General features: G+C 38.8%; 24 protein-coding genes. 14 read left to right on the top strand and 10 right to left on the bottom strand.

Going from position 1 to position 26092, the window contains the following annotated elements; translation table 11 throughout:
• The first annotated feature begins 54 nt into the window (after nucleotides 1-54).
• Nucleotides 55-582, top strand: a complete 528-nt coding sequence (gene hpt, locus ACTJJH_RS17500; protein WP_002115408.1) for a hypoxanthine phosphoribosyltransferase — start codon at nucleotides 55-57, stop codon at nucleotides 580-582.
• 172 nt (nucleotides 583-754) lie between these two features.
• Nucleotides 755-1006 (top strand): GlsB/YeaQ/YmgE family stress response membrane protein, encoded by a 252-nt coding sequence (locus ACTJJH_RS17495; RefSeq protein WP_002115476.1) that lies wholly within the window; start codon nucleotides 755-757, stop codon nucleotides 1004-1006.
• A 52-nt stretch (nucleotides 1007-1058) separates the two neighbouring features.
• Here the strand turns inward: ACTJJH_RS17495 and ACTJJH_RS17490 are convergent, their stop codons facing one another.
• Both ACTJJH_RS17490 and dmeF read right to left on the bottom strand, forming a co-directional pair.
• Nucleotides 1059-1757, bottom strand: a complete 699-nt coding sequence (locus ACTJJH_RS17490) for a DsbC family protein (RefSeq protein WP_069122194.1) — start codon at nucleotides 1755-1757, stop codon at nucleotides 1059-1061.
• Between the two features lie 95 nt (nucleotides 1758-1852).
• Nucleotides 1853-2821 (bottom strand): CDF family Co(II)/Ni(II) efflux transporter DmeF, encoded by a 969-nt coding sequence (dmeF, locus tag ACTJJH_RS17485; RefSeq protein WP_440601520.1) that lies wholly within the window; start codon nucleotides 2819-2821, stop codon nucleotides 1853-1855.
• A 42-nt stretch (nucleotides 2822-2863) separates the two neighbouring features.
• Between dmeF and ACTJJH_RS17480 the strand changes: the two genes are divergently transcribed.
• Nucleotides 2864-3127: a metal/formaldehyde-sensitive transcriptional repressor gene (locus tag ACTJJH_RS17480; RefSeq protein ID WP_009392876.1), complete on the top strand. Its 264-nt coding sequence runs from the start codon at nucleotides 2864-2866 to the stop codon at nucleotides 3125-3127.
• A 48-nt stretch (nucleotides 3128-3175) separates the two neighbouring features.
• Here ACTJJH_RS17480 and mnmE read toward each other — a convergent pair whose 3' ends face one another.
• From mnmE to rpmH, 5 genes are all read right to left on the bottom strand, one after another.
• The gene (mnmE, locus tag ACTJJH_RS17475) at nucleotides 3176-4531 is read right to left on the bottom strand and encodes a tRNA uridine-5-carboxymethylaminomethyl(34) synthesis GTPase MnmE (protein ID WP_009392881.1); all 1356 of its coding nucleotides are present in this window, start codon (nucleotides 4529-4531) and stop codon (nucleotides 3176-3178) included.
• A gap of 90 nt (nucleotides 4532-4621) precedes the next feature.
• The gene (gene yidC, locus ACTJJH_RS17470) at nucleotides 4622-6382 is read right to left on the bottom strand and encodes a membrane protein insertase YidC (protein ID WP_002115440.1); all 1761 of its coding nucleotides are present in this window, start codon (nucleotides 6380-6382) and stop codon (nucleotides 4622-4624) included.
• 5 nt (nucleotides 6383-6387) lie between these two features.
• On the bottom strand, nucleotides 6388-6708 hold the full coding sequence (gene yidD / locus ACTJJH_RS17465; RefSeq protein ID WP_003656027.1) for a membrane protein insertion efficiency factor YidD: 321 nt from the start codon (nucleotides 6706-6708) through the stop codon (nucleotides 6388-6390).
• Nucleotides 6709-6718: 10 nt separating this feature from the next.
• Nucleotides 6719-7111, bottom strand: coding sequence for a ribonuclease P protein component (rnpA, locus tag ACTJJH_RS17460; protein ID WP_005063921.1), 393 nt, complete (start codon nucleotides 7109-7111; stop codon nucleotides 6719-6721).
• Nucleotides 7112-7140: 29 nt separating this feature from the next.
• On the bottom strand, nucleotides 7141-7275 hold the full coding sequence (gene rpmH / locus ACTJJH_RS17455) for a 50S ribosomal protein L34 (protein ID WP_000831329.1): 135 nt from the start codon (nucleotides 7273-7275) through the stop codon (nucleotides 7141-7143).
• Nucleotides 7276-7956: 681 nt separating this feature from the next.
• Between rpmH and dnaA the strand changes: the two genes are divergently transcribed.
• The 6 genes from dnaA to ACTJJH_RS17425 all read left to right on the top strand — a co-directional run bounded on the left by dnaA (nucleotide 7957) and on the right by ACTJJH_RS17425 (nucleotide 15721).
• Nucleotides 7957-9366 (top strand): chromosomal replication initiator protein DnaA, encoded by a 1410-nt coding sequence (dnaA, locus tag ACTJJH_RS17450; protein WP_002115442.1) that lies wholly within the window; start codon nucleotides 7957-7959, stop codon nucleotides 9364-9366.
• A gap of 97 nt (nucleotides 9367-9463) precedes the next feature.
• Nucleotides 9464-10612: a DNA polymerase III subunit beta gene (gene dnaN / locus ACTJJH_RS17445; protein ID WP_002115478.1), complete on the top strand. Its 1149-nt coding sequence runs from the start codon at nucleotides 9464-9466 to the stop codon at nucleotides 10610-10612.
• Between the two features lie 14 nt (nucleotides 10613-10626).
• Nucleotides 10627-11709, top strand: a complete 1083-nt coding sequence (gene recF, locus ACTJJH_RS17440) for a DNA replication/repair protein RecF (RefSeq protein WP_440601519.1) — start codon at nucleotides 10627-10629, stop codon at nucleotides 11707-11709.
• A 52-nt stretch (nucleotides 11710-11761) separates the two neighbouring features.
• On the top strand, nucleotides 11762-14230 hold the full coding sequence (gene gyrB / locus ACTJJH_RS17435; protein WP_440601518.1) for a DNA topoisomerase (ATP-hydrolyzing) subunit B: 2469 nt from the start codon (nucleotides 11762-11764) through the stop codon (nucleotides 14228-14230).
• 35 nt (nucleotides 14231-14265) lie between these two features.
• Entirely contained in the window at nucleotides 14266-14658 is a 393-nt protein-coding gene (cybC, locus tag ACTJJH_RS17430; protein WP_023187717.1) for a cytochrome b562, read from the top strand.
• Between the two features lie 136 nt (nucleotides 14659-14794).
• Nucleotides 14795-15721: a hypothetical protein gene (locus ACTJJH_RS17425; RefSeq protein WP_440601517.1), complete on the top strand. Its 927-nt coding sequence runs from the start codon at nucleotides 14795-14797 to the stop codon at nucleotides 15719-15721.
• 50 nt (nucleotides 15722-15771) lie between these two features.
• Here the strand turns inward: ACTJJH_RS17425 and ACTJJH_RS17420 are convergent, their stop codons facing one another.
• Complete coding sequence (locus tag ACTJJH_RS17420; RefSeq protein ID WP_440601516.1) at nucleotides 15772-17700, bottom strand: ATP-binding cassette domain-containing protein; 1929 nt, start codon at nucleotides 17698-17700, stop codon at nucleotides 15772-15774.
• Nucleotides 17701-17953: 253 nt separating this feature from the next.
• On the opposite strand from ACTJJH_RS17420, the gene ACTJJH_RS17415 reads away from it, so the two are divergent.
• From ACTJJH_RS17415 to erpA, 4 genes are all read left to right on the top strand, one after another.
• The gene (locus tag ACTJJH_RS17415) at nucleotides 17954-18958 is read left to right on the top strand and encodes a putative solute-binding protein (RefSeq protein WP_440601515.1); all 1005 of its coding nucleotides are present in this window, start codon (nucleotides 17954-17956) and stop codon (nucleotides 18956-18958) included.
• A 255-nt stretch (nucleotides 18959-19213) separates the two neighbouring features.
• The gene (locus ACTJJH_RS17410) at nucleotides 19214-20221 is read left to right on the top strand and encodes a putative solute-binding protein (RefSeq protein WP_002115480.1); all 1008 of its coding nucleotides are present in this window, start codon (nucleotides 19214-19216) and stop codon (nucleotides 20219-20221) included.
• Nucleotides 20222-20573: 352 nt separating this feature from the next.
• Nucleotides 20574-21578 carry a putative solute-binding protein gene (locus tag ACTJJH_RS17405; protein ID WP_372543880.1) on the top strand — a complete coding sequence of 335 codons (1005 nt, stop codon included), beginning with the start codon at nucleotides 20574-20576 and terminating at the stop codon, nucleotides 21576-21578.
• A 124-nt stretch (nucleotides 21579-21702) separates the two neighbouring features.
• Nucleotides 21703-22038: an iron-sulfur cluster insertion protein ErpA gene (gene erpA, locus ACTJJH_RS17400; RefSeq protein ID WP_002115421.1), complete on the top strand. Its 336-nt coding sequence runs from the start codon at nucleotides 21703-21705 to the stop codon at nucleotides 22036-22038.
• A 60-nt stretch (nucleotides 22039-22098) separates the two neighbouring features.
• On the opposite strand, the gene ACTJJH_RS17395 is transcribed toward erpA, so the two are convergent.
• Entirely contained in the window at nucleotides 22099-22941 is an 843-nt protein-coding gene (locus ACTJJH_RS17395; RefSeq protein WP_440601514.1) for an alpha/beta fold hydrolase, read from the bottom strand.
• A gap of 128 nt (nucleotides 22942-23069) precedes the next feature.
• Nucleotides 23070-24197, bottom strand: a complete 1128-nt coding sequence (locus ACTJJH_RS17390) for an anhydro-N-acetylmuramic acid kinase (RefSeq protein ID WP_440601513.1) — start codon at nucleotides 24195-24197, stop codon at nucleotides 23070-23072.
• 61 nt (nucleotides 24198-24258) lie between these two features.
• Between ACTJJH_RS17390 and tyrS the strand changes: the two genes are divergently transcribed.
• Complete coding sequence (tyrS, locus tag ACTJJH_RS17385) at nucleotides 24259-25491, top strand: tyrosine--tRNA ligase (RefSeq protein ID WP_017481201.1); 1233 nt, start codon at nucleotides 24259-24261, stop codon at nucleotides 25489-25491.
• Nucleotides 25492-26092 lie beyond the last annotated feature (601 nt).

Here is a 26092-nt window from a genome sequence, read left to right as displayed (position 1 = left end):
GTTGCAGGTCAACACCTTTTTTATTTTTTCTTTTATATCTTGTAGGAATCTGCCATGACTGTTGCAATGAGCATCATGATTTCAACCGAAGAAATTCAAGCAAAAGTCAAAGAGCTCGGCGAGCAAATTAACGCTCACTATGCAAATAGTGATAAAGAATTAGTTCTTATTGGACTACTTCGTGGTTCTGTTATTTTCATGGCAGACTTGTGCCGTACAATTACCAAACCGCATGAACTCGACTTCATGACAGTGTCTAGCTACGGCGGCGGTACGACTTCAAGTCGAGATGTTAAAATCTTAAAAGATCTTGACGGTGAAATTCGCGGTAAAGATGTATTGGTGGTTGAAGACATTATCGACTCAGGCAATACCTTAAGCAAAGTCGTTGAAATGTTACAAACTCGCGAGCCAAATTCGATTCAATTGTGCACATTAGTGAGTAAACCATCTCGCCGTGAAATTGATCTTGAAGTGAAATTTTTAGGTTTTGAAGTAGAAGACAGATTCATTGTGGGCTATGGCTTAGACTACGACCAAAAATATCGCCACTTGCCATTTATTGGTGAAATTGGTTTATAAATTTCAGAGAAATAGCACCGCAAGGTGCTATTTTTTTATATAAAACCTTAGCTTTGAACAAAAAAGACACAAAAAGTCGCAATCTGCTACAGACAAAATAGACAGCTCTACCGCACGATAGAATATGAAGCAAAATCATTAACTTCATCAAAAAAACAACTGGAGAACAAATATGTGGTCACTTATTGTTGCTATTGTAGTTGGTTTCTTTGCTGGCTTAATCGCTCGTGCTTTGCATCCAGGGGATGATAAAGCAGGTTTCATCGTAACTACCTTAATTGGTATTGCAGGTTCACTTCTAGCTACTTATGGTGGTCGTTTACTTGGACTTTACGGCGAAAACTCAGCTGCAGGCTTTATCGCATCCGTGATTGGTGCCATCGTTATTCTTTTTATCTACAACTTGATTGCACGAAAAAGCTAAACTTTAATTCATTTATAAAAAAAGCACCTTATGGTGCTTTTTTTAATTTATTTTAAAGACCTAACTCTTTCCATACGGCCTGAATTTCTTCAGCAGAGCGTGCGCCAACCAGTTTGAAACCATTTGCAAAAATTAAAGTAGGGGTGCCGTTAAAGCCGAGTTTTTTTCCTAATTCCAAATTACGATCAATTGGGTTTGCACAGCTCGCAGCTATTGGTTTAACACCTTGCTGAATCAGTTTTTTCCATGAGTAAGATTGATTTGGTGCACACCAAACTTGTCTAGAAACCACAATAGACTGAGGTTTTAAGGGATAGATGAACGTGTAAATAGTCACATCTTTAAGCTTGTCGAGTTCAGGTTCAAGCTGCTTACAATAAGGACAATTTGGATCAGAAAATACTGCTAAAACATGCTGGCCATTACCTTTGACTGTTTTAATCGCATCTTTTAAAGGCAGCTGTTTCCAATCAATTGAGTTCTGCCCTAAAACCAGATCTTTGGTTAAGTTCTTTTGGTCTTTTAACCGAATCATAGAGCCTACAAACATATGTTGCCCATCTTCACCAACATAAATGATTTGCTGATCGAGATTAGCACTATATAGCCCAGGCATTTCAGTTTTCTGAATATTGCTAATTTTTAAATTAGGATATTGTTTTTTAATATTTTCCCTAACAGTATCTACATTAGCGAAACTCACACTTGCAGTTAGGCTAAATAACGCCAATATTCCTAATTTTTTAAGCATAAAACTGACTCATAGGTAGGAGAGGAGATCATTTTAATCAGTTCAGTTTTTTAAAACAGAACTGATTACCGAGTTATAACCAAACTTCTACTCATTTATGCCAATGTTTCACGTGGAACATAAATAGGTTTTAGAGTATTAATTTCTACCGATATATGCACAATTTCATCATGAATGGATAAAGCATGACGAATCTGATCTGCGGTTAAAGAAATATCATCAGTTTCGAGTGCCAAAATACAAGAAAACTTACCTTTCGCGACTTTCCAAACATGAATATCCGTAATTTCAATATGTTTAGGAAACTCAGCAATTACTTCACGGATCTCTTCAACTACCGGATGATCCATTTCTGCATCTAGAAGGGTTTTTCCTGTCTCTTTCATTAATCCCAAAGACCATTTTGCAACCAAAATAGCACCTAAAATTCCTAAAAGTGCATCTAAAAAAACCCATCCGAAATATTTACCTGCGAAAAGCGCAATAATTGCAAAAACAGAAGTTACTGCATCTGCAACCACATGTAAAAATGCAGCTTTTTGGTTTAAATCATGATGATGCCCATGATGGTGATGGTGATGGTGATGGTGATGGTGCCCATCATCGTGAAGTAACCATGCGCAAATCAAGTTAATGACCAAACCTAAAATTGCAATCGGAATAGCTTCATTATAAAAAATTTCAACTGGATTAAATAAACGTTGTATCGACTGAAACGCCATAAAAATGGCGACAACCATCAACAAAATTGCACTGCTATAACCCGCTAAAATCTCGATTTTCCAAGTTCCGAAACTAAACCGACGATCTTTGGAATAATGACGAGCTGCACGATAAGCGAAGTAGGCTAAACCGAGAGCCAACATATGAGAACTCATATGCCAACCATCAGCCAGAAGCGCCATTGAATTAAAAAACCATCCACCGAATATTTCTAACACCATCATTGATGCTGTTAAAATCGTTGCAATCAAAATACGTTTTTGTGCAAGTGGATTTCCTTCATCAAACTGATGTTGATGATGACGTGATACACTATGATCCTGCATAATATTTAAACCCAATATACTCCCTACCAGTATATTGAATTATACAAGAGAACATAGATGAGTCACATTGGTCAGGATAAAAAAATAGTTAATCGTGTAAAACGACTAAAAGGACAAATCAACAGCATTGAGCATGCTGTTGAACAGCCAGATATTTCATGTATAGAAATACTACAACAAGTTGCTGCAATTAAAGGGGCAATAAACGGTTTGATGAGTGAATTAATGGAACAGCATTTACATCATCACGTGCTCAAAGATGCACAAGTTGATCAAAATGAGCTAGATGAGTTTTTAAAGGTTCTAAAAAGATACGGTTAACAAGGTGACTGAATGACACAGCAATGTGCATCATTCAGAATTTTGTAATTATTTTCCAATACAGAATGAACCAAAAATCTTGCCTAATAGGTCATCGGCACTAAAATCACCAGTAATTTCACCTAAAGCATTTTGGGCAAGACGTAGTGACTCAGCAACCAGTTCACCTGCGTTAAACACAACAAGTTGCTCGCGTGCTTCTGAAAGATAGAGCTGTGTGCGCTTCATTGCGTCTAAATGACGTGTTCTTGCAATAAAGGTGTCTTCCTCAGGGTGGAAGCCTGCATGCGCTGTAATCGCATCTACGAGGCCTTGTACGCCCATCTCTTGTTTTGCAGAAACGGTTATATGACGGAAACCTTGAAAATCGCTTATTTCAGCTAATTGTCCAGTTAAATCGCATTTATTACCAATTAGCATTAAACGACGTGGTTCAATATGTTCCGCAAAATACTCTTGAGCGAGTTTTAATGGGTCATCACCTTGATTTAAATCATAAACCAGCAATAACAAATCAGCTTGTTCAATTTCTTTGATTGCACGACGAATCCCTTCTTTTTCAACGATGTCACCTGTTTCACGAAGACCCGCAGTATCTGTTAAGGTGATTGGCAGACCATTTAAACTAATTTTTTCATGTAAAACATCACGAGTTGTACCTGCAATATCGGTCACAATTGCACGCTCAACACCAGCAAGTGCATTCAACAAGCTCGACTTACCCGCATTTGGTTTACCTGCAATAACGACTTGCAAACCTTCACGGAGTAATTGACCTTGTCGTGCAGAGGTTTGAACAGCATGTACCGACTGCTGAACATCTTCAAGTAAAGCTAAAATTTTACCATCTGCCAAGAAATCGATTTCCTCTTCAGGAAAATCAATTGCTGCTTCAACATGCAAGCGTAAATGAATCAGTTTTTCTAAAACAGTATTAATTTTTGTTGAAAAAGCGCCTTGTAAAGAGCGAACCGCAGAGCGTGCCGCAGCTTGCGAAGTCGCATCAATCAAGTCGGCAATCGCTTCCGCTTGTACCAAGTCCATCTTGCCATTTTCAAAAGCACGCATGGAAAATTCGCCGGCTTTTGCAGCAATTGCGCCTAGCTCAAATAGACGCCCAAGCAAGGCATTTTGGATAACTGGACCGCCGTGGCCTTGTAGCTCTACAACATCTTCACCTGTAAACGAGTGAGGATTGGGAAAGCATAGAACAATCCCTTCATCCATAATGCTGCCATCAGCATCATAAAATTTACGGAAACCCGCCATACGCGCTTCAGGCAAGTTTTTTTGTGTCAGGTTTTGAGCAATTTCATAAGCCTTAGGTCCAGATAGGCGAATCACGCCCACACCACCACGCCCAGGTGGCGTTGCAATTGCGGCAATCGTGGTTTGACTTTGCATATTATTCACCTAAAAACCTAAAATCCAGCCAAAGAAAAATCCGCTTAAGATTACCATCTTAAGCGGATTTATTCAGCAAAAGTTCAACGATTAAGAAGCTGATTCAGTCTTATTGATACGACTTTTCTCAACGCTCTTATTAATAAACGACTGCTGTAAAATAGTAATACTGTTGTTCACAATCCAGTACAGTACGAGACCGGCAGGGAAGAACAACATAAATACCGTGAACATAATCGGCATAATGCGGAACACTTTTGCCTGCATTGGATCAGCGGGTTGCGGGTTCAACATTTGCTGTGCAAACATGGTAGCACCCATGATTAACGGCAAGATGAACCAAGGATCCATTGCTGACAAGTCTTGAATCCAACCTAACCATGGTGCGTGACGTAATTCCACACTTTCCATGAGTACCCAGTACAAAGCAAGGAAAATTGGCATTTGTAGCAACAATGGTAAACAACCTGAAAGTGGATTTACTTGTTCACGCTTATATAAAGCCATCATTTCTTGCGAGAAGCGCATACGGTCTTCACCGAACTCTTCTTTCATGCGTTGCATTTCTGGTGCAATCACACGCATTTTCGCCATAGAACGATAACTTTTTGAAGATAAAGGCCACAAGATCATCTTCACCATAATGGTAAGCAAGATGATTGACCATCCCCAGTTGCCCACAATGCTATGGAAGAATTGAAGACCTAAGAACAAGAGTTTAGCAATCGGCCATAACCAACCATAATCAACAGTCTGATTTAAACCAACAGCTAAATCTTTTAATTCAGATTGTACTTTCGGACCTGAATAAAGTTTTGCATCCACTTCCATTGAAGTGCCTGCCGGAACATTAATCACTGGTGAGGTAAAACCAATGATATTCATGTGATCAGCAGATTGACGAGATTCAAGCTTAGCTACATAAGGCTGACCATTAGCTTGAGTCAGCTTAAGGTTTCCAGGAATCCAAGCACTTACAAAATAATGCTGAACAATCGCAACCCATCCACCTTTCGCTTCAGTATTTACTTTTTCTTCTGAGAAATTAGCAAATTTAAGCTTGTTGTAATGTGCATCAGGCGTTCCCCAAGCTCCACCTAAGAAAGTTCCTAGAGTGAAAATACCTTGAGAAGATTTACCTGGATCTTCAGAATTATCGCGCTTTAATTGTCCAAACATCTGACCTTGCCAGCTTTGTTGGCTACGGTTAATGACTTGATGTTTTACAACAATTGGATATTGACCTTGAGTAAAGGTAAAAGTTTTAATAATTTCAACGCCTTCAGGTGTTTTAAATACCATTGGAACGTTTAAAACTTTTTCAGATTGACCCTTTTGGTCCTGTACACCTTTAGCATCAGCCAAAGTATATGATGTCTTTTCAACAGCATATAATGGACGACCACCACGACTACTATCTGGTCCATTCAAACCAATTAAGCCAGATTGAGCAACATATGTACGCTTGGCATCATTTTCAAGCATAACAAAAGGTTGATCGCTGTCTTTGCTTTTGTCGTGTGAGAGTAATTCAATACGAACAATATCACCACCTTTTGGATTAATCCAAATATGGTAAAGGTCAGTTTGTACTGAAATAAGCTGTTGATTCACAGGTGCAGTTGCATCTGTGGTTTGTGACTGCGCAATATTTGCTTGTGGCACATCGGAAGCCACTGTTGCATTTTTAGCATTTGGCAAATCAGCAGATACTTCATGCGAACTTACAGCTGCCGCTTGTTGTTGCGGAGCAGTTGCAGCATTTCCATAATCTTTTTGCCAAGCCAAAATGAGCAAATATGCGGTGACAAACATGGCCCCGAGAATTGCAAACCTGGCCCATTGTTGCATATCTATTACCCCAAATGGTTAGAGAGATTTTGCTTCAGTAAACGATCACGAAAGGGTACAGCAACATGATGCGTTTGAGAATCTATTTGATGAAACGAAATAAAACGAATTGCTTTTGGCGGTACCGGATCATATCCAGATCCTCCCCACGGATGACAACGACATATCCGTTTAGAAGATAACCAAACGCCTTTTATCGCACCATGAGTTTGTAATGCTTCTATCGCATATTGGGAACAAGTCGGGATATAACGACAACGGGGTCCAAGAAGCGGACTAATCGCAATTTGATACAGTCGAATCAACCAACGTAGAAAACGGACCATTGGCTATCTCTTAATTCTGCGAGGTTGTGCCAACTTTAGAATGTTTTTTTGCTAAGCGTTGTAATTTTTGCCAAGCAAAGTCTAATTGTTGATATAGCTCAGCATTCGTAATCGTTTCTATACCAACTTTCGGCATCACCACAACATCTATGTCTGATCCAAAATTCGGCTGATGTAGACGAAAGCTCTCACGAGCAAGACGTTTTATTCGATTTCTTTCATGCGCTCGGCGCACTTTTTTCTTAGCAACAACAATACCCAAACGGCTTTTAGGCTGTTCGGTTAATTTTGCAAGAAATAAAAAATGGGGTTGATGCACTTTAAAAAGCGCACCATCAAATACACTTTTATAATCTGCAGCACAGCGTATTCGCACGTCTGTGCTAAAACTGTAAAGTGTCATCACACCCAAGTCTGGTCAGCGTAACAGTATTAAACAGTTAAGCTATGACGACCTTTTGCACGACGACGAGCTAATACTTGACGACCAGCTTTAGTTGCCATACGAGCACGGAAACCATGAACGCGTTTACGCTTTAATTCAGATGGTTGGAAAGTACGTTTCATATTGAAACTCCCAAAAATGATCTTTCTATAAAGGTCCGCGATTTTATTGTGCAATGTTTACGCTGTCAATGAAAAACCAAGAAAGTTTTGTATTTAACCCAAATTTTTAATCTCTTCTCTTCTTTTTATCACGGTCATAATTCAGTGCAATATATAGCTTTAAAAGTTATACACAAAGTAATTGTCTATTTTTATTAGAACTTTTAATATATACACACCTTATATACATATTTATCAACAAAACAAGATACCATCTTGGTTTGGATTTGCTGTATTTGAATTTAAATTCATATTTTGCAGTTATCCACAAAAGATCACCACCCTATTAAATAAATTCAAATTTAGAAATTTAAATTTATTCTTATTAGGGATAACTTTTTCTGTGGATTTCGCACTTTTAAATTTAAAAAACATATATTTGAGTTGTTGATAACTCTGTTTTTACTATATTTATGGATTGTGGATAAGTTTATGTGTTAATTTATCCACAGGTTGTGCAAAAAGTTATACACAAGCCATTTTGAATTTAAATTTATTCACAAGAGATTTCTTTTTAGACAAAATCAACTGAAATCGTCATGACAGATGTGGATAACTTGGTTAGAATGGCGACCCCTTCTCATCAGGAAGGGTTAATCTTTAGATTATTTGAATTTAAAAACGCAGAAATAGGGGATACACATGCTTTGGACAGACTGCTTAACTCGCTTGCGACAAGAGCTCTCTGATAACGTCTTTGCGATGTGGATTCGCCCATTAGTTGCTGAAGAAGTAGAAGGGACACTGCGTCTTTATGCACCTAATCCTTATTGGACGCGTTACATTCAAGAGAACCATTTAGAATTAATTTCTATATTGGCCGAACAGTTATCAGAAGGGCGAGTACGTCAGGTTGAGATTTTAGTTGATTCTCGTCCTGGTAGTATTTTGTCATCAGGTGAGCAGCCAGCAACTACGACTGCTGCTTTGCAAACTGCGCCCCAACAAAGTATTAAAGTAAAAAAAGAACCAGATTCTATTTCCAGTTCACCTACTACTAATAGTGTAGTGAACCCAAAAACACCGAAAAAGAAACTATTAAACCCCCAATTTACTTTTTCTTTATTTGTTGAAGGCCGTTCGAACCAGATGGCTGCTGAAACATGTAGAAAGGTATTAACACAATTAGGTGCTTCACAGCATAACCCTTTATTCTTATATGGTCCGACAGGATTGGGTAAGACTCACTTGATGCAGGCAGTTGGTAATGCTTTATTGCAAGCCAAGCCTAATGCACGGGTGATGTATATGACCTCTGAGAGCTTTGTTCAGGATTTTGTAAGTTCTTTGCAAAAAGGCAAAGTTGAAGAATTTAAGAAAAATTGCCGTTCTTTAGATTTATTGTTGGTCGATGATATTCATCTTTTAGCCGGTAAAGAAGCAAGCTTGGTTGAATTCTTTTATACATTCAATGCGTTACTTGATGAATCTAAACAGATTATTTTAACTTCAGATCGTTATCCAAAAGAATTGACCGAGTTAGATCCGCGTTTGGTTTCTCGCTTTTCTTGGGGACTTTCTGTAGGCGTTGAACCGCCAGATATTGAAACTCGTATCGAAATTCTATTGAAAAAAGCCGAAAATAGCGGCGTTGATTTACCTCGAAATTGTGCATTATTTATTGCACAACAAGTAGTTGCCAACGTACGTGAACTTGAAGGTGCACTCAATAAAGTCGTCGCAATTTCTCGTTTTAAAGGTGCACCAATTGATCTTGATGTTGTCCGCGAGTCTTTAAAAGATGTGTTGGCAATCCGTGCACGTACAATTAGTGTAGAAAATATCCAACGTGTGGTTAGTGAATATTTCCGTATTCCTTTAAAAGAATTGGTAGGACCAAAGCGGACTCGAATCTATGCGCGACCACGTCAGTTAGCAATGGGACTTGCTCGTGAGTTGACTGGTGATAGTTTTCCCGAAATTGGAATGGCTTTTGGTGGACGTGACCACAGTACAGTCATGCATGCTTGCGAAAAAGTAGTAAGTCTACGTGAAGAAGATCCGATTTTTGACGAAGATTATAAAAATCTATTACGTCTACTCCAGAGTTAATGAAATGATAAGACGTTGTTGCAAAGTCTACGTAAGTGCAGCATAGTACACAGCTAAAAAATGAAATATTTGCTCCAAGTTGCTAGAGGAATGAATCGTGCGTTTGAAAATCGCTAAAGAAAGCTTACTCAATGTTTTATCGCATGTTGTCGGTGCGGTAGAACGTCGTCATACATTGAATATTCTTTCAAACGTCAAAATTCAGACTAATGCTCAGGCACTCACCATTACCGGTTCTGATTTAGAAGTCGAGCTGGTTGCCAGTACTGTTTTAACAGAAGGGGCATGCATTGAAGCAGGTGAAACAACTGTTCCTGCTCGTAAGTTGATGGAAATTTGTAAATCATTGCCTACAGCTGCATTGATTGACTTACAAATTACAGAAGATCAAAGATGTATTTTAAAATCTGGTAATAGCCGTTTTGTATTAGGTACTTTACCGGCAGAAGATTATCCATTATTGACCACTGAAAATAGTCAAGGTACACAAGTACAGGTCACTCAACGTGAGTTAAAGCGTTTATTTGAAAAAACGGCTTTTGCTATGGCCGTACAAGATGTACGTTTCTATTTAACGGGTACTTTATTAGAAATTGATGAAAATCAATTACGTGCAGTAACAACAGATGGTCACCGTTTAGCACTTTGTGAAATTACTGCTTCTTCTACATCATCTCAATTGGTCCAAGCAATTGTGCCTCGTAAAGCTGTTGGTGAATTACAGCGTTTACTTAGCATTGAAGATGAACAATTAACGTTGCTGATTGGTCGTGAATTGTTAAATGTCACAATTAATACGCCAAGCCGTGACAAAGAGCAGGGCGATATCACTGTTCGCTTTACTACAAAGTTGATTGATGGAAAATTCCCTGATTATCGTCGTGTAATTCCACGTGGTGGCGATAAACATGTATTAATTAGCCATGATGTGTTTAAACAATCATTACAACGCGTCGCAATTTTGAGTAATGAGAAGTTACGTGGTGTTTTCTTGAATTTTAATCAAGATTCTTTACAGCTACGTGCAAATAACCCTGAACAAGACGAAGCGATTGAAGATTTAGCGATTCAGTATCAAAATATACCGCTTGAAATGTCATTTAATGCGCAATATTTGCTGGATGTTTTAGGTGTGCTTGATGGTGATGATGTAAATATGAGCATGACTGAGGCAAACCAATCTGTATTGGTTCAAGATCCGGCACATCCTGATCAAACCTATGTCGTTATGCCGATGCGTGTATAATCTGGCTATCTAATATGCATCTTACGCGTTTAAATATTGAACGTGTGCGTAATTTAAAAACGGTTGCACTCCAAGGGTTGCAACCGTTTAATGTATTTTATGGCGCTAACGGTTCAGGAAAAACTTCAATACTGGAAGCAATCCATTTGCTTGCAACAGGGCGGTCGTTCCGCACCCACATACCTAAAAATTATATTCAATACTCTGCTGAAGATGCGATTGTTTTCGCGCAATCTGCAACTGAAAAAATTGGCATGCAAAAGTTGGCCTCTGGTGAGCAGTTGATGAAGGTCAATGGCGATACAGTGGCTACACAAGGACAACTCGCTAAACTGCTTCCTTTGCAGCATATTGATCCACAAAGTATAGATATTATTGACCATGGGGCGAAACCTCGGCGCCAGCTTTTAGATTGGCTGATGTTCCACGTGGAACCTGAGTTTTATTTTGCTTGGCAATATTATTCTCGTGCATTAAAGCAGCGTAATACTTTACTTAAAACCAGACGGAATATTTCTCTAGCGGATTTAGAGCCGTGGAATAAAATGTTGAGTGATTATGGTGAAATTTTACACTCTCAGCGTTTAAGTATTGTGGAACAATGGAATGTCTTTTTTCAAAATGATTTAAGTCAATTGCTACCTGATCTAGAGATTGAACTGGAATATAGTCCCGGTTTTCATACAGAGCAGGGACTCATGCAAGACTTGCTGAATCAACACCAAAAAGACATCGAACGACGCTATACCGAATATGGGCCACATCGTGCAGATTTGCGCTTAAAAACCCCGTTTGGACATGCTGATGTAGTTTTATCAAGAGGTCAGAAAAAACTCTTGATTATTGCCTTAAAACTGTCACAAATTGCAATGTTACATGCGAGTAATAAGGAAACTGTGGTATTATTAGATGATCTGACAGCAGAATTAGACTTAACCGCACAACAACGTTTAATTGAACGATTAAGCCAACTTGGTAGCCAGGTTTTTATGACAACTTTAGATCATGCATCGGTAAAAAAACACTTACATGATCTGTCTATTTCATATCAATTATTCAATGTTGAATCCGGTCAAGTTAGTCTTGCTTCACCATAATTTTTTGATGTTACCCATCTTTGAATAAACCTATATTTGCTAGGGAGAAACCATGAGTTCAGAGTCTCAATCAGCCTCTCAAACAGAACAAACCAATGAAAAGGCTTATGATTCCTCTAGTATTAAAGTATTACGTGGATTAGATGCAGTTCGTAAACGTCCGGGTATGTATATTGGGGATACAGATGACGGTACCGGTTTACACCATATGGTTTTCGAGGTTGTCGATAACGCAATCGATGAAGCTTTAGCTGGGCATTGTGACGAAATTATTGTCACAATTCACGAAGATGAATCGGTAAGTGTTTCTGATAATGGCCGTGGTATTCCAACCGATATCCACCCTGAAGAAGGGGTGTCTGCAGCGGAAGTAATTCTTACGATCTTGCACGCAGGCGGTAAGTTTGACGATAACAGCTATAAAGTTTCAGGTGGTTTGCACGGCGTAGGCGTTTCAGTTGTAAATGCGCTTTCAAGTAAATTGCATTTAATTATTAATCGCGCTGGCCAAGTGCATGAACAAGAGTATCACCACGGTGATCCGCAATATCCATTACGTGTGATTGGTGAAACGGATAGCAGTGGTACAACTGTACGTTTTTGGCCAAGTGAACTAACTTTTAGTCAAACTATTTTTAACGTTGAAATTTTAGCGCGTCGTTTACGAGAGCTTTCATTTTTAAACGCGGGCGTGCGTATTGTTTTACGTGATGAACGTATTAACCTTGAGCATGTGTATGACTACGAAGGTGGTTTATCTGAGTTTGTAAAATACATTAACGAAGGTAAAACTCATCTAAACGAGATTTTCCATTTCACCGCGGATACAGAAAACGGTATCGGTGTAGAAGTTGCATTGCAGTGGAATGAAAGTTATCAAGAAAACGTGCGTTGTTTTACCAACAATATTCCTCAAAAGGATGGCGGTACGCATTTAGCAGGTTTCCGTGCGGCTTTAACACGTGGTCTTAACCAATATCTTGAAAATGAAAATATTCTCAAGAAAGAAAAAGTCAATGTGACAGGTGATGATGCCCGTGAAGGTTTAACCGCGATTATTTCGGTAAAGGTACCTGATCCGAAGTTCTCTTCTCAAACTAAAGAAAAACTAGTATCGAGTGAAGTAAAACCAGCGGTTGAGCAAGCAATGAACAAAGAGTTCTCTGCTTACTTACTTGAAAACCCGCAAGCTGCAAAATCAATTGCCGGTAAAATTATTGATGCTGCGCGTGCACGTGATGCTGCACGTAAGGCGCGTGAAATGACACGTCGTAAAAGTGCACTTGATATTGCAGGTTTACCAGGTAAATTGGCAGATTGTCAAGAAAAAGACCCAGCACTTTCTGAATTATATCTAGTCGAGGGTGACTCTGCTGGTGGTAGTGCTAAACAAGGTCGTAATCGTAAAATGCAGGCTATTTTACCGTTGAAAGGTAAAATCCTGAACGTTGAACGTGCACGCTTTGACAAAATGATTTCTAGTCAGGAAGTGGGTACTTTAATCACTGCACTTGGCTGTGGTATTGGTCGTGAAGAATATAACCCTGATAAGCTTCGCTATCATAAAATCATTATCATGACCGATGCCGACGTCGATGGTTCTCACATCCGTACCTTGTTGTTAACGTTCTTCTTCCGTCAAATGCCGGAGTTGGTTGAGCGTGGGCATATTTATATTGCTCAGCCACCTTTGTATAAATTGAAGAAAGGTAAGCAAGAACAATACATCAAAGATAATGATGCGTTGGAAACTTATCTCATCTCAAATGCAATTGATGAGCTATCTCTACATACCAATGCTGAAGCACCTGCAATTACTGGTGAAGCACTGGCGAAAGTGATTCAAGACTATCAAGTTTCACAAAAGAGCTTACAGCGCTTAACTTTACGTTATCCAGCTAGCTTACTTGATGCTTTACTTGAAGTAGAAGCATTCAAGAGTGATCAAAACCATGATGAAGCTTATGTACAACAATGGGCAGATCAGGTACGCGATATCATTACCAGATTACAGCCAAGTTTACGTCCAGAAATCTCTTTAGAGGCATTTGAGCGTGAAAATGCTCAAGGTGAAAAATCTGCGCATTATTGGCCGCGTATTACTGTCTATGTTCATAATCTGCCGCATGCGTATTTGCTTGATGCAGCTTTATTGAATTCAGCTGAATATGCACGTTTACTCAAAAACTCGAAGAGTTGGTTCACTTTACTTGAAGAGGGTGCTTTTTTACAAAAAGGTGATCGCCGTATTCAAGTGACTAACTTCCATCAAGTTTGGCAACATATTTTACAAGATTCACGCCGCGGTATGATGATCCAACGCTATAAAGGTCTTGGAGAGATGAATGCTGAACAGCTGTGGGAAACAACGATGGATCCTGAAAACCGTAATATGTTGCAGGTGACAATTGATGATGCGATTGAAGCAGATCGTATGTTCTCTTGCTTAATGGGTGATGATGTTGAACCACGTCGTGCATTCATTGAAGAGAATGCTTTAAATGCGGATATTGATGCTTAATTCATAACATGATTCTAAATCAGTCTAGGGAGAGAATGATGAGTCAGAAATTATTAGCTAGCCTATTAATTTCATGTGTGTTTTTAGGAAGTTCTGCTGTTTGGGCGGCAGACCTAGAAACGAATATGAAAACTTTAGCTAAGAGTACGAAAGCATTTGCTGAAGCGAAAGATGCTGATAACGCGAAAAAACAGCTTGTTGTAATGCGTGAAGCAGCAGTTTCTTCTAAGCAATATTTGCCGCATAAACTCGAAGGTTTGCCATCAGAAAATGTAAAGGTAAAAGAGTACCAAGCTGGTTTAGATCAGCTTGTTGCCGAAATTGATAAAGTAACTGTTTTAGTTGAGCAAGGACAATTAGATCAAGCCAAAACTGAAGCAATTAATTTAGTCAAAATACGAAATGAAAATCATAAAAAATTTAGATAATTGATTTTTTATGGTAAAGGGCTAATCATCATTAGCCCTTTTTTTGTATCCGAAAAAAGTATTTTGTTTAACAAGTAAACTATTCGAAGTTATATTCTCTATGCGGTACTTACTAATAACAATAGGAAATATAATTATGAAAAAAATACAAAAACTCTTATGCATTGGAATCATATTTTTTAATTGTTTATTTCAACTGCATGCTGCGATAGCCCCCACCTTTTATGGAAAATTAGTATTTCATCGTTATAGTGATTATGAGGCATGGGACAGTAAGCTTTATCTTTATAACTTCACAACACAGCAGACCACATTACTCGGCGCAAATTGGAAAATTGACCATATGATGAATGGCCATTTCTCTCCAGATGGAAAATGGTTAACGTTTATGGGAGTGAATTCTGGACAGCATTATGGCGATGCATGGGATGTGTATGTTTGGAAAGTCGGAAGCCCTGAGTTACCCATTAACCTAACTCAGGGCAATAATAAGCGCGATGAAGACCCTAAATTTATAGATAACCAGCGTATTATTTTTAAACAAAATGGTGATCTAAAAATCATTAAAATGACGGATCGGACGATGACTCCTGTGACTCAAAATGGTTGGGATATAGAAGAATCGATGCCTTATCCGATGGTGAATACCACTCAAATTTTGTATGCAAAAGGTGCTGGAAATAATTCTAGAATTTTTAGTATTGATCAGTCGGGTGCTTATGATACACAGCTGACCAATATCGCTTCATATTATCCAGTATGGTGGCAAGGAAGTCGGTTCTTATATGTGCGCTGGTATAGCCCAACAAATCCTCATGACCAGATCTATATTTATGATATGGCTAATAAACAAACTACACGTTTGCCATTTAACAATATTAATTATGATACTTCCGATCCAGCTCCTTTAGATCAGCGTTACATGGTGGTATCTCTTGCAGGACAAACAGGGAGTCGAGGCGGGTACGATTTATATATTGCTGACAGCTTATCAAGCAATATTTGGCCTTTACCTGTAAATAGCAATTTAAATGAATTAGGGGCTTTTTATACCCCTTACTAATTAATAAAAAAGCCGATTAAGAAATCGGCTTTTTTATTTTAGAAAACAGATTAATCAAAAGAAGCTTCCATTTCTTCTAACTCCATCATGAGTTCTAAAAGCTGCTCTTCATGTTGCTCAAGTTTAGCCTTCAGCTCAGTCTGTTCATTCATAAGTTTGAGTAAATCGTCTTTACGTGCAGCCTCATATAAAGATGTGTCTGCTAAGGATTCTTCAATTTTGGCGAGCTGCGGTTGTAGCTTTTCAATTTGTGATTCAATCTTTTCAATATTTTTACGAATAGGTCGAGTCTGTTCACGACGGCGAGCTGCTTCTTTACGTTGTGCTTCTTTATCAACTTTAGCAGGCGCTGGAGCGGCAGAGGAAGAGTTGTTCTGTGCGACAGCAGTCTGAGCATTGATTTGTTGCTGACGGGCTTCACGTAGCCATTTAGCATAGTCCTGTAAATCACCCTCGAACTCAGTACATTTACCGCCGTGTACTAAAAGAAGCTCATCACATACACTTGCAATAAGTTGACGTTCGTGGGAAACCAGAACAACTGCACCTTCAAAATCTTGTAATGCCATGCTCAGTGCATGACGCATATCAAGATCTAAATGGTTTGTTGGTTCATCGAGAATTAAAACATTTGGACGCTGCCATACAATGAGTGCTAGGGCTAAACGAGCGCGTTCTCCACCAGAAAAGCTTTCACATGGTGTATCCATGCGTTCACCACTAAAGCCAAAACTACCTAAGAATGAACGTAGAGTGGCTTCACTAATTTGTTTATCTGCTATACGGGCAAGCTGTAGCATTGGGCTAGCATTGCCATCTAAAGCATCCATCTGGTGCTGCGCAAAGTAACCAATATTAAGCAGCTCGGAAGCTTTACGTTCACCTGCCAAGAGTGGTAGATCACCAACCAAGCTCTTAATCAATGTTGACTTACCTGCGCCGTTCATCCCAAGCAAACCAATACGTGAGTTTGGTGTAATTTGTAATCTGATTTTTTCGGCTATCTGTTTATCACCATAACCAATGCTGGCATTATCTAAAGTAAGCAATGGTGAACTCATTTTAGTCGGTTCACGGAAACTAAATGTAAAAGGCGTATCTACATGGGCTGGTGCAAGTTGCTGCATGCGCTCAAGTTGTTTAATACGACTTTGTGCCTGACGAGCTTTAGTCGCTTTTGCTTTAAAACGATCAATAAACTTTTGTAAGTGAGCACGTGTTTCTTGCTGCTTTTCAAAAGCTTGTTGTTGTTGAGCAAGACGTTCACTACGTGTGGTTTCAAATGTAGTGTAGTTTCCGGTGTAAAGCGTGAGTTCTTGATTTTCGATGTGAAGAATATGATCTGTAATCGCATCTAAAAAGTCGCGGTCATGCGAAATTAGAATGAGTGTACCTTCATAGGCTTTAAGCCAATCTTCTAACCACAGAATTGCATCCAAATCTAAGTGGTTTGTTGGTTCATCCAGTAAGAGTAGATCAGAACGACTCATGAGGGTACGCGCCAAATTTAAGCGCATACGCCATCCACCCGAGAAGCTCTCAACGTTCAAACGTAATTGATTTTCTAGAAAACCAAGGCCTGCCATGAGCTGCGCAGCTTTAGAGGGCGCTGAATAACCATGGATTTCATCAAAACGGCCATGCAATTTAGCCAATTCAAAATCAGTCAGTTGATCTGGTTGAGCAAGCTTATTTTGTATATCCCAAAACTCTTCATCACCTGAAAGAACAAAATCAATTGCAGGCATATCTAGGGCTTTTACTTCTTGCGCCATATGCGCCACGGTCCAGCCTGTCGGACGAGTAAGTGAACCTTCATCTGCACCTAAACTTCCAAGTAATGCAGCAAATAAGGTCGATTTACCTGCGCCATTTACACCAGTTAGACCAATCTTCCAACCTGGGTGTAATTGCATAGACGCTTTTTGAAATAGAACACGTCCACCGCGGCGTAAAGAAACTTGGTCAAATTGAATCATCTTATTGTATCGAGGTGAGTTAGGGATGCTGTATTTTAAAGAGAACTGCCGATGAAAACAAAACTTTCCGGATTTTAGTGAGCAGGTATTAATAATTAGATATATCCAGACATTCTAAATTTCGCTATTCATCCGAAATTTTCAAAATATTGAACAAGATAGAATACTTTTAAAAAAATATGGCTAAAATAAAAACAGTTTGAAATTTGGTTGATTAATGAGCTACTAATAAAACTAGACTAAGGAAAGTCAAATGAAAAAAAGATTGGGGATAATTGGTGCAGTATTTTGCTGTGCTGTGGGGACAGTACATGCTGGGCAAAGTGTCTGTGTGTTTGATTTATTAGGAAAGTCAGGTGAATCCTATAAAATGATGGAAGAGTGGGCGCTTGCAGCGAAAGAATGGCAAGCAGATATCACTTTAATTCCATTTCAAGATGAAGGCTTAGTTGACCGTAGACTGCGTGAAGGAAAATGTGACGCCGCTTATATGACCTCCATGCGGGCGCGAAATTATAATAAATTTGCAGGTTCAATTGATGCGATTGGAGGGGTAACCAGTAATGCAATTGCTCAAAAAGCCATTAGTTATGTTTTAGATAAGCGTAATAAACATCGCATGGTGACTGCACAAAATGGAACCAATTACGAGGTCGTTGGTATTGTTCAGATTGGATTGGCTTATTTATTTGTGAGAGATAAAAATCTTAATTCAATTGAAAAAGTACGTGGGACTAAATTTGCTATTTTGCAATATGACGCAGCACAAAAAATTATGGTAGAAAGTGTTGGCGCTCAGCCCATTCCTTCGGAAATTACCGATTTTGTGAAAAAGTTTAATAGTGGCCAAGTCGATGCAATTGCGGCACCAGCCTATGCTTATAAACCTTTAGAGATTGGTAAAGGGGTGGGAGTAAAAGGGGCAATGTTTACTTTCCCCGTTGTTAACGTTACGGGCGATTTAGTTGCCCGAAGTGATAAGTTCCCCACAGATTTTGGTATAAAGTCACGTGCTTGGTTTATACAAAAATTACCCCAGAATTTTGCTATGATAAAGCGGCTAGAAATGGGTGTACCCTCAAAAATTAAAATGAATTTTTCAGCGGAAGATAAAACCAAATATCAAAAAATTTTACGTGAAGGTCGCCTCAGCTTAACAAAACAAGGTGTATACGATGCAACAATGATGAGTGTGCTAAAGCGTGCCCGCTGTACAGTTGAACGGACAAATTTTGAATGTACGCTTAATGGAGAGTAGTTTATTTTTTAAACACAAAAACGCTACATATATTTCAAAGCTGAATATGGGTATGAAAATTGTGAATATAAAAAATAACTTACGGAAAATTAGCGATTTTTCCTTTTAATAAATAATTTAAAACCAACAAACAATGGTTCAATGAGATAAAAATATTTGAGTAAAAGCTCTATTTTTTTCTAAAAAACATGATTAATATCTGTGTTTGAAAGGAAACTTCAAACAAAAAATCTGTTCCGTGGAAGGATGAAGAAAATGAAAAAAATCGTACTTGCTATGGCTGCCGCTTCTGTTGTTGGTTTTTCTGCTTCAGCGCAAGCAGCGAGTACCGTATGTGTATTCGACCTCTTAGGAAAAGCAGGCGACTCATATAAAATGATGGAAGAATGGGCTCTTGCTGCAAAAGGCTGGGGTACTGAAATTAACTTAGTTCCTCGTCAGGACGAGGCTGTTGCTGATAATGATTTTAAAGCGGGTAAATGTGATGCTGTGGCAATGACAGCAATGCGTGCACGCCAATATAACAAATTCGCAGGATCTATCGACTCACTTGGTGGTGTTCCAAATAACCAAATCGCTCAACGTGCAATTACTTATGTATTAGATGCGCGTAATGCAGCAAAAATGACCACAAATATGGGGGGTAAAAAATACGAAGTTGCTGGTATTTCTCCGCTAGGTTCAGCATTCATTTTCGTACGCGACAAAAACATCAACTCTGTTGAAAAAGCTGCGGGTAAAAAATTCGCTGTACTTGGCTATGACGATGCACAAAAAATTATGGTGCAACGTGTAGGAGCTCAAGCAGTTCTTTCTGATATCTCAAACTTTGCTGCTAAATTCAACAATGGTCAGGTAGATATGGTAGGTGCGCCTGCTTATGCTTACAAACCATTAGAATTAAATAAAGGTTTAGGCGCAAACGGTGTAATGTGGAATTTCCCTGTATTACACGTTACAGCAGATCTAGTATTACGTTCTGATAAATTCCCAGCTGGTTTTGGTCAAAAATCTCGTGACTGGTTTGTTAAACAGTTACCGAAGAGCTTTGCAATGATCAACCGTTTAGAAGCGCAAATTCCTGGCAAATACAAAATGAACTTAAGTGCAGAAGACAAACTTAAGTATCAAAAAATGTTGCGTGATGGCCGTATGGACTTAACTAAACGCGGTGTTTACGATGCTGGAATGATGTCTGTACTCAAAAAAGCACGTTGTTCTGTAGACAAGGCTAACTTTGAATGTTCAATGCCTGGTGAATAATCCTAATTTCTTTCAGAAAGCCTAGACTGAGTTCTAGGCTTTTTGTTTTATATGCGCTGTCAGTTCTGCCATTGTGGATAAATAGAAAGACGTTAAGCTAAATTTAGATAAAAACTTCATAAGGAAACATGAAGGTATAAAAATGGATCAAGGACTTGAGTGATTAAAATAATTGCTAATAGGTAGGTCATTCGCTATCTATTTTTCATGGAAATACAATCATAAAAGCAAATACGGTCTATACAAATATTCCAACATGATTTTTATGTGAAGCCTATCCGATTCATACCTAATCGGTGTGAAATTTCTTGGTATCGAAAAACAAAAACTCCACAAGGAAAGGAAAAAGAATATGCAATTTTCCAAAACGCTATTACTTGCGATGGGACTTACCACAGTTTCTTTTGCAGCCGAGGCTAAACAAACAGTATGTGTTTTTGACTTCGTTGGAAAAAATGGCGACGTTTATGCGCTGATGAAGGATTATCAACTTGCCGCTAAAAACTGGGGAGCTGATATCGAGCTTAAAGTAAACCAGAATGAAGCCGTGATTGCTGAAGATTTTAAAGCGGGTAAATGTGATGGTATTAGCGTGTCAGGGATGCGTGGTCGCCAATTTAACTCATTTACTGGATCATTAGATGCAATTGGGGCCATTCCTGATCTCAAGCTTGCTGTAAAAGTGATGCAAGGTTTAGCGAGTCCGACTTTTAGTAAATATATGGTTAATGGTCGCTATGAGGTTGTCGGTGTTATTCCGGTTGGTGATGCTTACCTTTTGGTAAATGACCGTAGCATCAATACAGTAGCGAAAGCTGCAGGTAAGAAAATTGCTGTGCTTGATTATGATGAAGCACAAAAAATTATGGTTCAGCAGGTCGGGGCACAGGCGGTTAGTGCTGACGTAACAAATTTCGGTGCGAAATTTAATAACCATCAAGTTGATATTATTGGTGCGCCAGCAGCAGCATTTAAACCTTTGGAACTACAAAAAGGTTTAGGTACAAAAGGTGCGATCGTGAATTATCCAATCTTACAGGTCACAGGAAATATCATTATCCGACCTGATAAGTTCCCAGTTGGTTTTGGACAGAAATCTAGAGAGTGGGTTTCAGGTCAGCTACCACGTGCTTTTACCATCTTGGGTAAAATGAAAGCTGATATTCCACAAAAATACTGGATGGATGTCCCAGCAGCCGATAAACCAGGCTACCAAAAGCTCATGCGTGAGTCTCGAATTAACCTTACACAACGTGGTGTATATGATAAACGCATGATGAAACTATTATGGCAATTCCGTTGTAAGCAAGATGCTAAAAACTTCGAATGTGGCTTACAAGACGAGAATTACAAATAATCTTGATAAAAATACTCAAGATTCGCTTTAAACTTCGAAGACAGACCCTATATTGATTATGCTATACTCAATATAGGGTCTTTTTTATTTTGAAAGGCACAGCAAAATCCGAGGAACAATCATCATGAATGCCCAAGCTCTAGTTTTGACAGATAATGCTGCCAATAAGGTACGCCAACTCCGTGATAGTGAAGGGAATGACGATCTCATGTTACGTGTATATGTAACAGGAGGCGGGTGTTCAGGGTTTTCGTATGGCTTCAATTTTGCTGAAAGCGTAAATGAAGATGATGCAGAATTCGTAAATGGCGATGTGAAAATGCTGGTTGACTCACTTAGCTACCAATACCTCATTGGTTCAGTAGTTGACTATGTAGAAGGTCTTGAAGGTTCGCGTTTTATCGTACAAAACCCGAATGCAACAACAACATGTGGTTGTGGTTCTTCATTCTCGATTTAATAGAATTTTAAAATTTAAAAAACCTCTCTATTTTGAGAGGTTTTTTTATTGATCAAATCATTATTTTTTACGGACAGATTCTAAAAAGTATTGTACCAGTTCAGGCGCATTCTGATATGGAATCCAATGCGATGCATCCATAAAAACTGCGTCATAACTATTTTTAAAATACTGTGAATTTAGCTCGGCACTTTTTTCTGTAACGGCAATATCATGTTTACCCCAAATAAAAAGAGTAGGAACATCTATTGCTTTAAAAGGATTTTGAGGCTTGTCCCAAAAAAAGCCACGATACCAATTCAACGCCGTAGATAATCTATTTTCTTCTATAAACTCAGCCTCGAATATCGCAATTTGCTCTTCGGTCATACCTGATGACTTAAGAAACTTACGGCCCAATTTAGGTATCTTTTTAAATAAAAGTTCGGGCAGAATCGGTAGCTGAAAAATTGCAAAATAATAAGATTTAAAAAGTTGTCTGCTGCTTAAACAGGCTTTTAGAAAAGCAGCTTGGTGAGGCACAGAAACTAAAGTGAGATGCTGAATATATTGTGGATACTTCATCGCAACGCCTGAGGCAATTGCCGAGCCCCAGTCGTGCCCAATTAAATAAACTGGCTGACCGAGTTGCTCAATGAAACTCGCTACATCTTCTACAAGCTCACTCAATGAATATTGAAATCGGCTTTGAGGCCTAGCATTTAAACTATAACCACGTTGATGAATCGCAAGCGTTCTAAATTGATGCTGATGCAATAATTCAGAGGTTTGCTCCCAACTATGAGCAGTTTCTGGAAAACCATGTAATAAAATAACGAGTGGACCATCTATAGGGCCTGAATCAATCACATCGAATGTCCAAGCCCCACGTGTATATTGATGAATACGTTTAGTCAGATCCATACAAACATGCCTTAAATTATTTTTATCGGCATTTATCATGAGTTTTTATGCTCATTTAAATAACAGCATTTCGGGTCAGTAAATGTGTTATGAGGTCGAATCTGACCAATCACATCAATAAATAGTTTTTATACTACGGTGATTGTACCTAGAATTCTGAAATCCGAAGCCCCTGTTACTGCGGGCAAATTACCACTTAAACCATTTACAAAGCGCATTGCTAACCATGCAAATGCTGTAGCTTCGACCCAAGTAGGGGAGAGTCCTAAAACATCTGTAGGTTGAACAGACCAATTGTGCTTACGAAGACGCCAGCGTAATTGCTCTAATAAATAAGAGTTATAAGCACCACCGCCACAAACATACACTTCACCTGTTTCCATCTCAGAGCGATAAATCGCTTTTTGAATAGCACGCACAGTAAGCTTTAATAAGGTAGCTTGGATGTTTTCAGGGGTATCTTCTAACTCATCATAAGTTAAATCATTTCGCCAATCGATTAACTGATCATCTAGCCAGTCAATATTGAAATCTTCACGACCTGTACTTTTAGGTGGCTCTTTAGAAAAATATTCATGGGCGTGAAGGCGGTCGAGTAAAGAGCGAATAGGATGACCATAGGCAGCCCAGTCACCATTTTCATCATATGGATGACCTGTATGGCGATGACACCACGCATCCATCAAAATATTTGCAGGTCCTGTATCAAAACCAAATACGCCGTCAGCATTATTGGCAGGCAACATACTCACATTAGCAATACCACCCAAATTCAAAATCACACGATGAATACTTGGATGTTGAAATAATGCTTGATGGAAAGCCGGAACCAATGGTGCGCCTTGACCACCTGCTGCCATATCTCTACGACGGAAATCTGAAACAACCGGAATCTGAGTAATTTCAGTAATGATGTTGGGATCACCAATTTGTAAAGTAAATCCATGTTCTGGGCGATGACGAATGGTTTGCCCATGTGAACCAATTGCTTTAATTTGACTACGATCTAACTGATTTTTTTCAATGAGAGTATTAATGCCATGACCAATCATTTGGGCTAGAGCAACATCAGCTTTACCCATGCGGTCAATTTCATTGTCATCAGGTAAAGTTAATGCCATAAGCTCATCACGTAACTCGGGTTCGAATGGAACTGTAAGAGTGGCATGAAGCTGTAGTGGCTCAAATGAAGCCGCAACAATATCCACACCATCCATACTAGTGCCAGTCATTACGCCGATATAGATTGCGCTCATATGCAACTTCCCCTGCAAGACGCTGAAAAAATGTTAGTATATCGCACAAATTGAATAACTGATGTGTTTAGGTTTTGTGATGTCAAATTTCTTGCCCGCCGAAGAACAGCTTGCCCTCATCCAACGAGGCACGCACGAAATTATTTCAGAAGAAGATTTACTGAAAAAGCTTAAAGAGAATCGTCCTCTTAAAATTAAAGCTGGTTTTGACCCTACAGCACCAGATTTACATTTAGGACATACGGTTCTTATTAATAAACTAAAAACTTTCCAAGACTTGGGCCATGAAGTTACCTTCTTAATTGGTGACTATACAGCGATGATTGGTGACCCAACTGGTAAAAGCGCAACTCGTCCACCATTGTCACGTGAACAAGTAGAAGCCAACGCTAAAACTTATCAAGAGCAAGTATTCAAGATATTAGACCCGAATAAAACAAAAGTACGTTTTAACTCAGAATGGTTTAATCAAAAGTCTGCTGCTGACCTTATTCAATTAGCAAGTCAGCAAACCGTATCACGTATGTTAGAGCGTGATGACTTTACTAAGCGTTATAGCAATCATCAGCCGATTGCAATTCATGAGTTTTTATATCCTTTAGTTCAAGGTTATGACTCAATTGCGCTTGAAGCTGACGTTGAGTTAGGCGGTACAGACCAGACCTTTAACTTACTTATGGGTCGTACTTTACAAAGCCGTTATGGCCAAGAATCTCAAGTGTGTATCACTGTGCCGATTCTAGAAGGTCTAGATGGCGTAAATAAAATGTCTAAATCTTTAGGTAACTATATTGGTGTATTTGATACACCAGGGGCCATGTACCAAAAAGTTTTATCAATGCCAGACTCTTTAATTGAACGCTATTTCGATTTATTAAGCTTCAAATCTCTTGATGAGATCAAAGCTCTATTAGATGAAATTGCTGCTGGTCGTAATCCACAAGAAGTAAAACGCATCCTTGCACTTGAGTTAGTTGAACGCTTCCATGATGCAGAAGCTGCTGCTAATGCCCATAAGAGTGCTGGTAACCGTATTACAGAAGGTGAAGTACCTGAAGACACACCAGAAGTGACTATTTCACTTGGTGAGTTTGGAGGAGAAATCTTTATTGCTACGATTTTACGTGTAGCGGGGCTAAACCCAAATGCAGCTGCGGCAAAAGATGCGGTTGCTCGTGGTGCGGTAAAAGTTGACTGGAATGCCGTTGATGCAAGCTTCTCTGTAAAAGAAAAAGGAAGCTTTATTATTCAATCAGGTAAAAAAGCAATTGCACGTGTAATTTTCACTGACTAATAAAATAAAGTTATAGAGTAAAAAGCAGGAGTAATCCTGCTTTTTTTATTTCTGATCACAAAAACAATTAAGCGTTCCACGTGGAACAATTTGTAATTAACTTAATAAGTAGAAAAATAGAATAAGTAAAGAATAGAAAGTATTAATCAATAAATAGAGTATTTGCTCTAGTCTGTCTTTGGAATCTTTGGAATCTTTGGAATCTTTGGAATCTTTGGAATCTTTGGAATCTTTGGAATCTTTGGAATCTTTGGAATCTTTGGAATCTTTGGAATCTTTGGAATCTTTGGAATCTTTGGACTTAAGGGAGTATATATGTCTATAAACTCTATTAAAGACATAGGAAATTAAAAATGTCCCAAATTCTTAAATATAAAACTAATAAAAGGCAGTGAAGATGCCTAAAAAAAAGCCATATATATCACTTTTTTCGCAAAATAGTAGAAAAAAACGGCACTCAAGTGAAAAAGGCTGAAATACCCCTTGCAAAGGGAATGAGATGGTCTATAATGCACATCCATCGGCGGTGATGCAGATAGAAACTTGTTGAAAAACAGTTACTTGGAATTGAGTTGGTTGCTTTAAGTGATGAATTTGATGG

The sequence above is a fragment of the Acinetobacter sp. 22301 genome (genome assembly GCF_052045285.1).
Classification (GTDB): domain Bacteria; phylum Pseudomonadota; class Gammaproteobacteria; order Pseudomonadales; family Moraxellaceae; genus Acinetobacter; species Acinetobacter pittii.
Note: the sequence above shows the minus strand (reverse complement) of the source record. Positions and strands in the feature narration are given on the sequence as shown.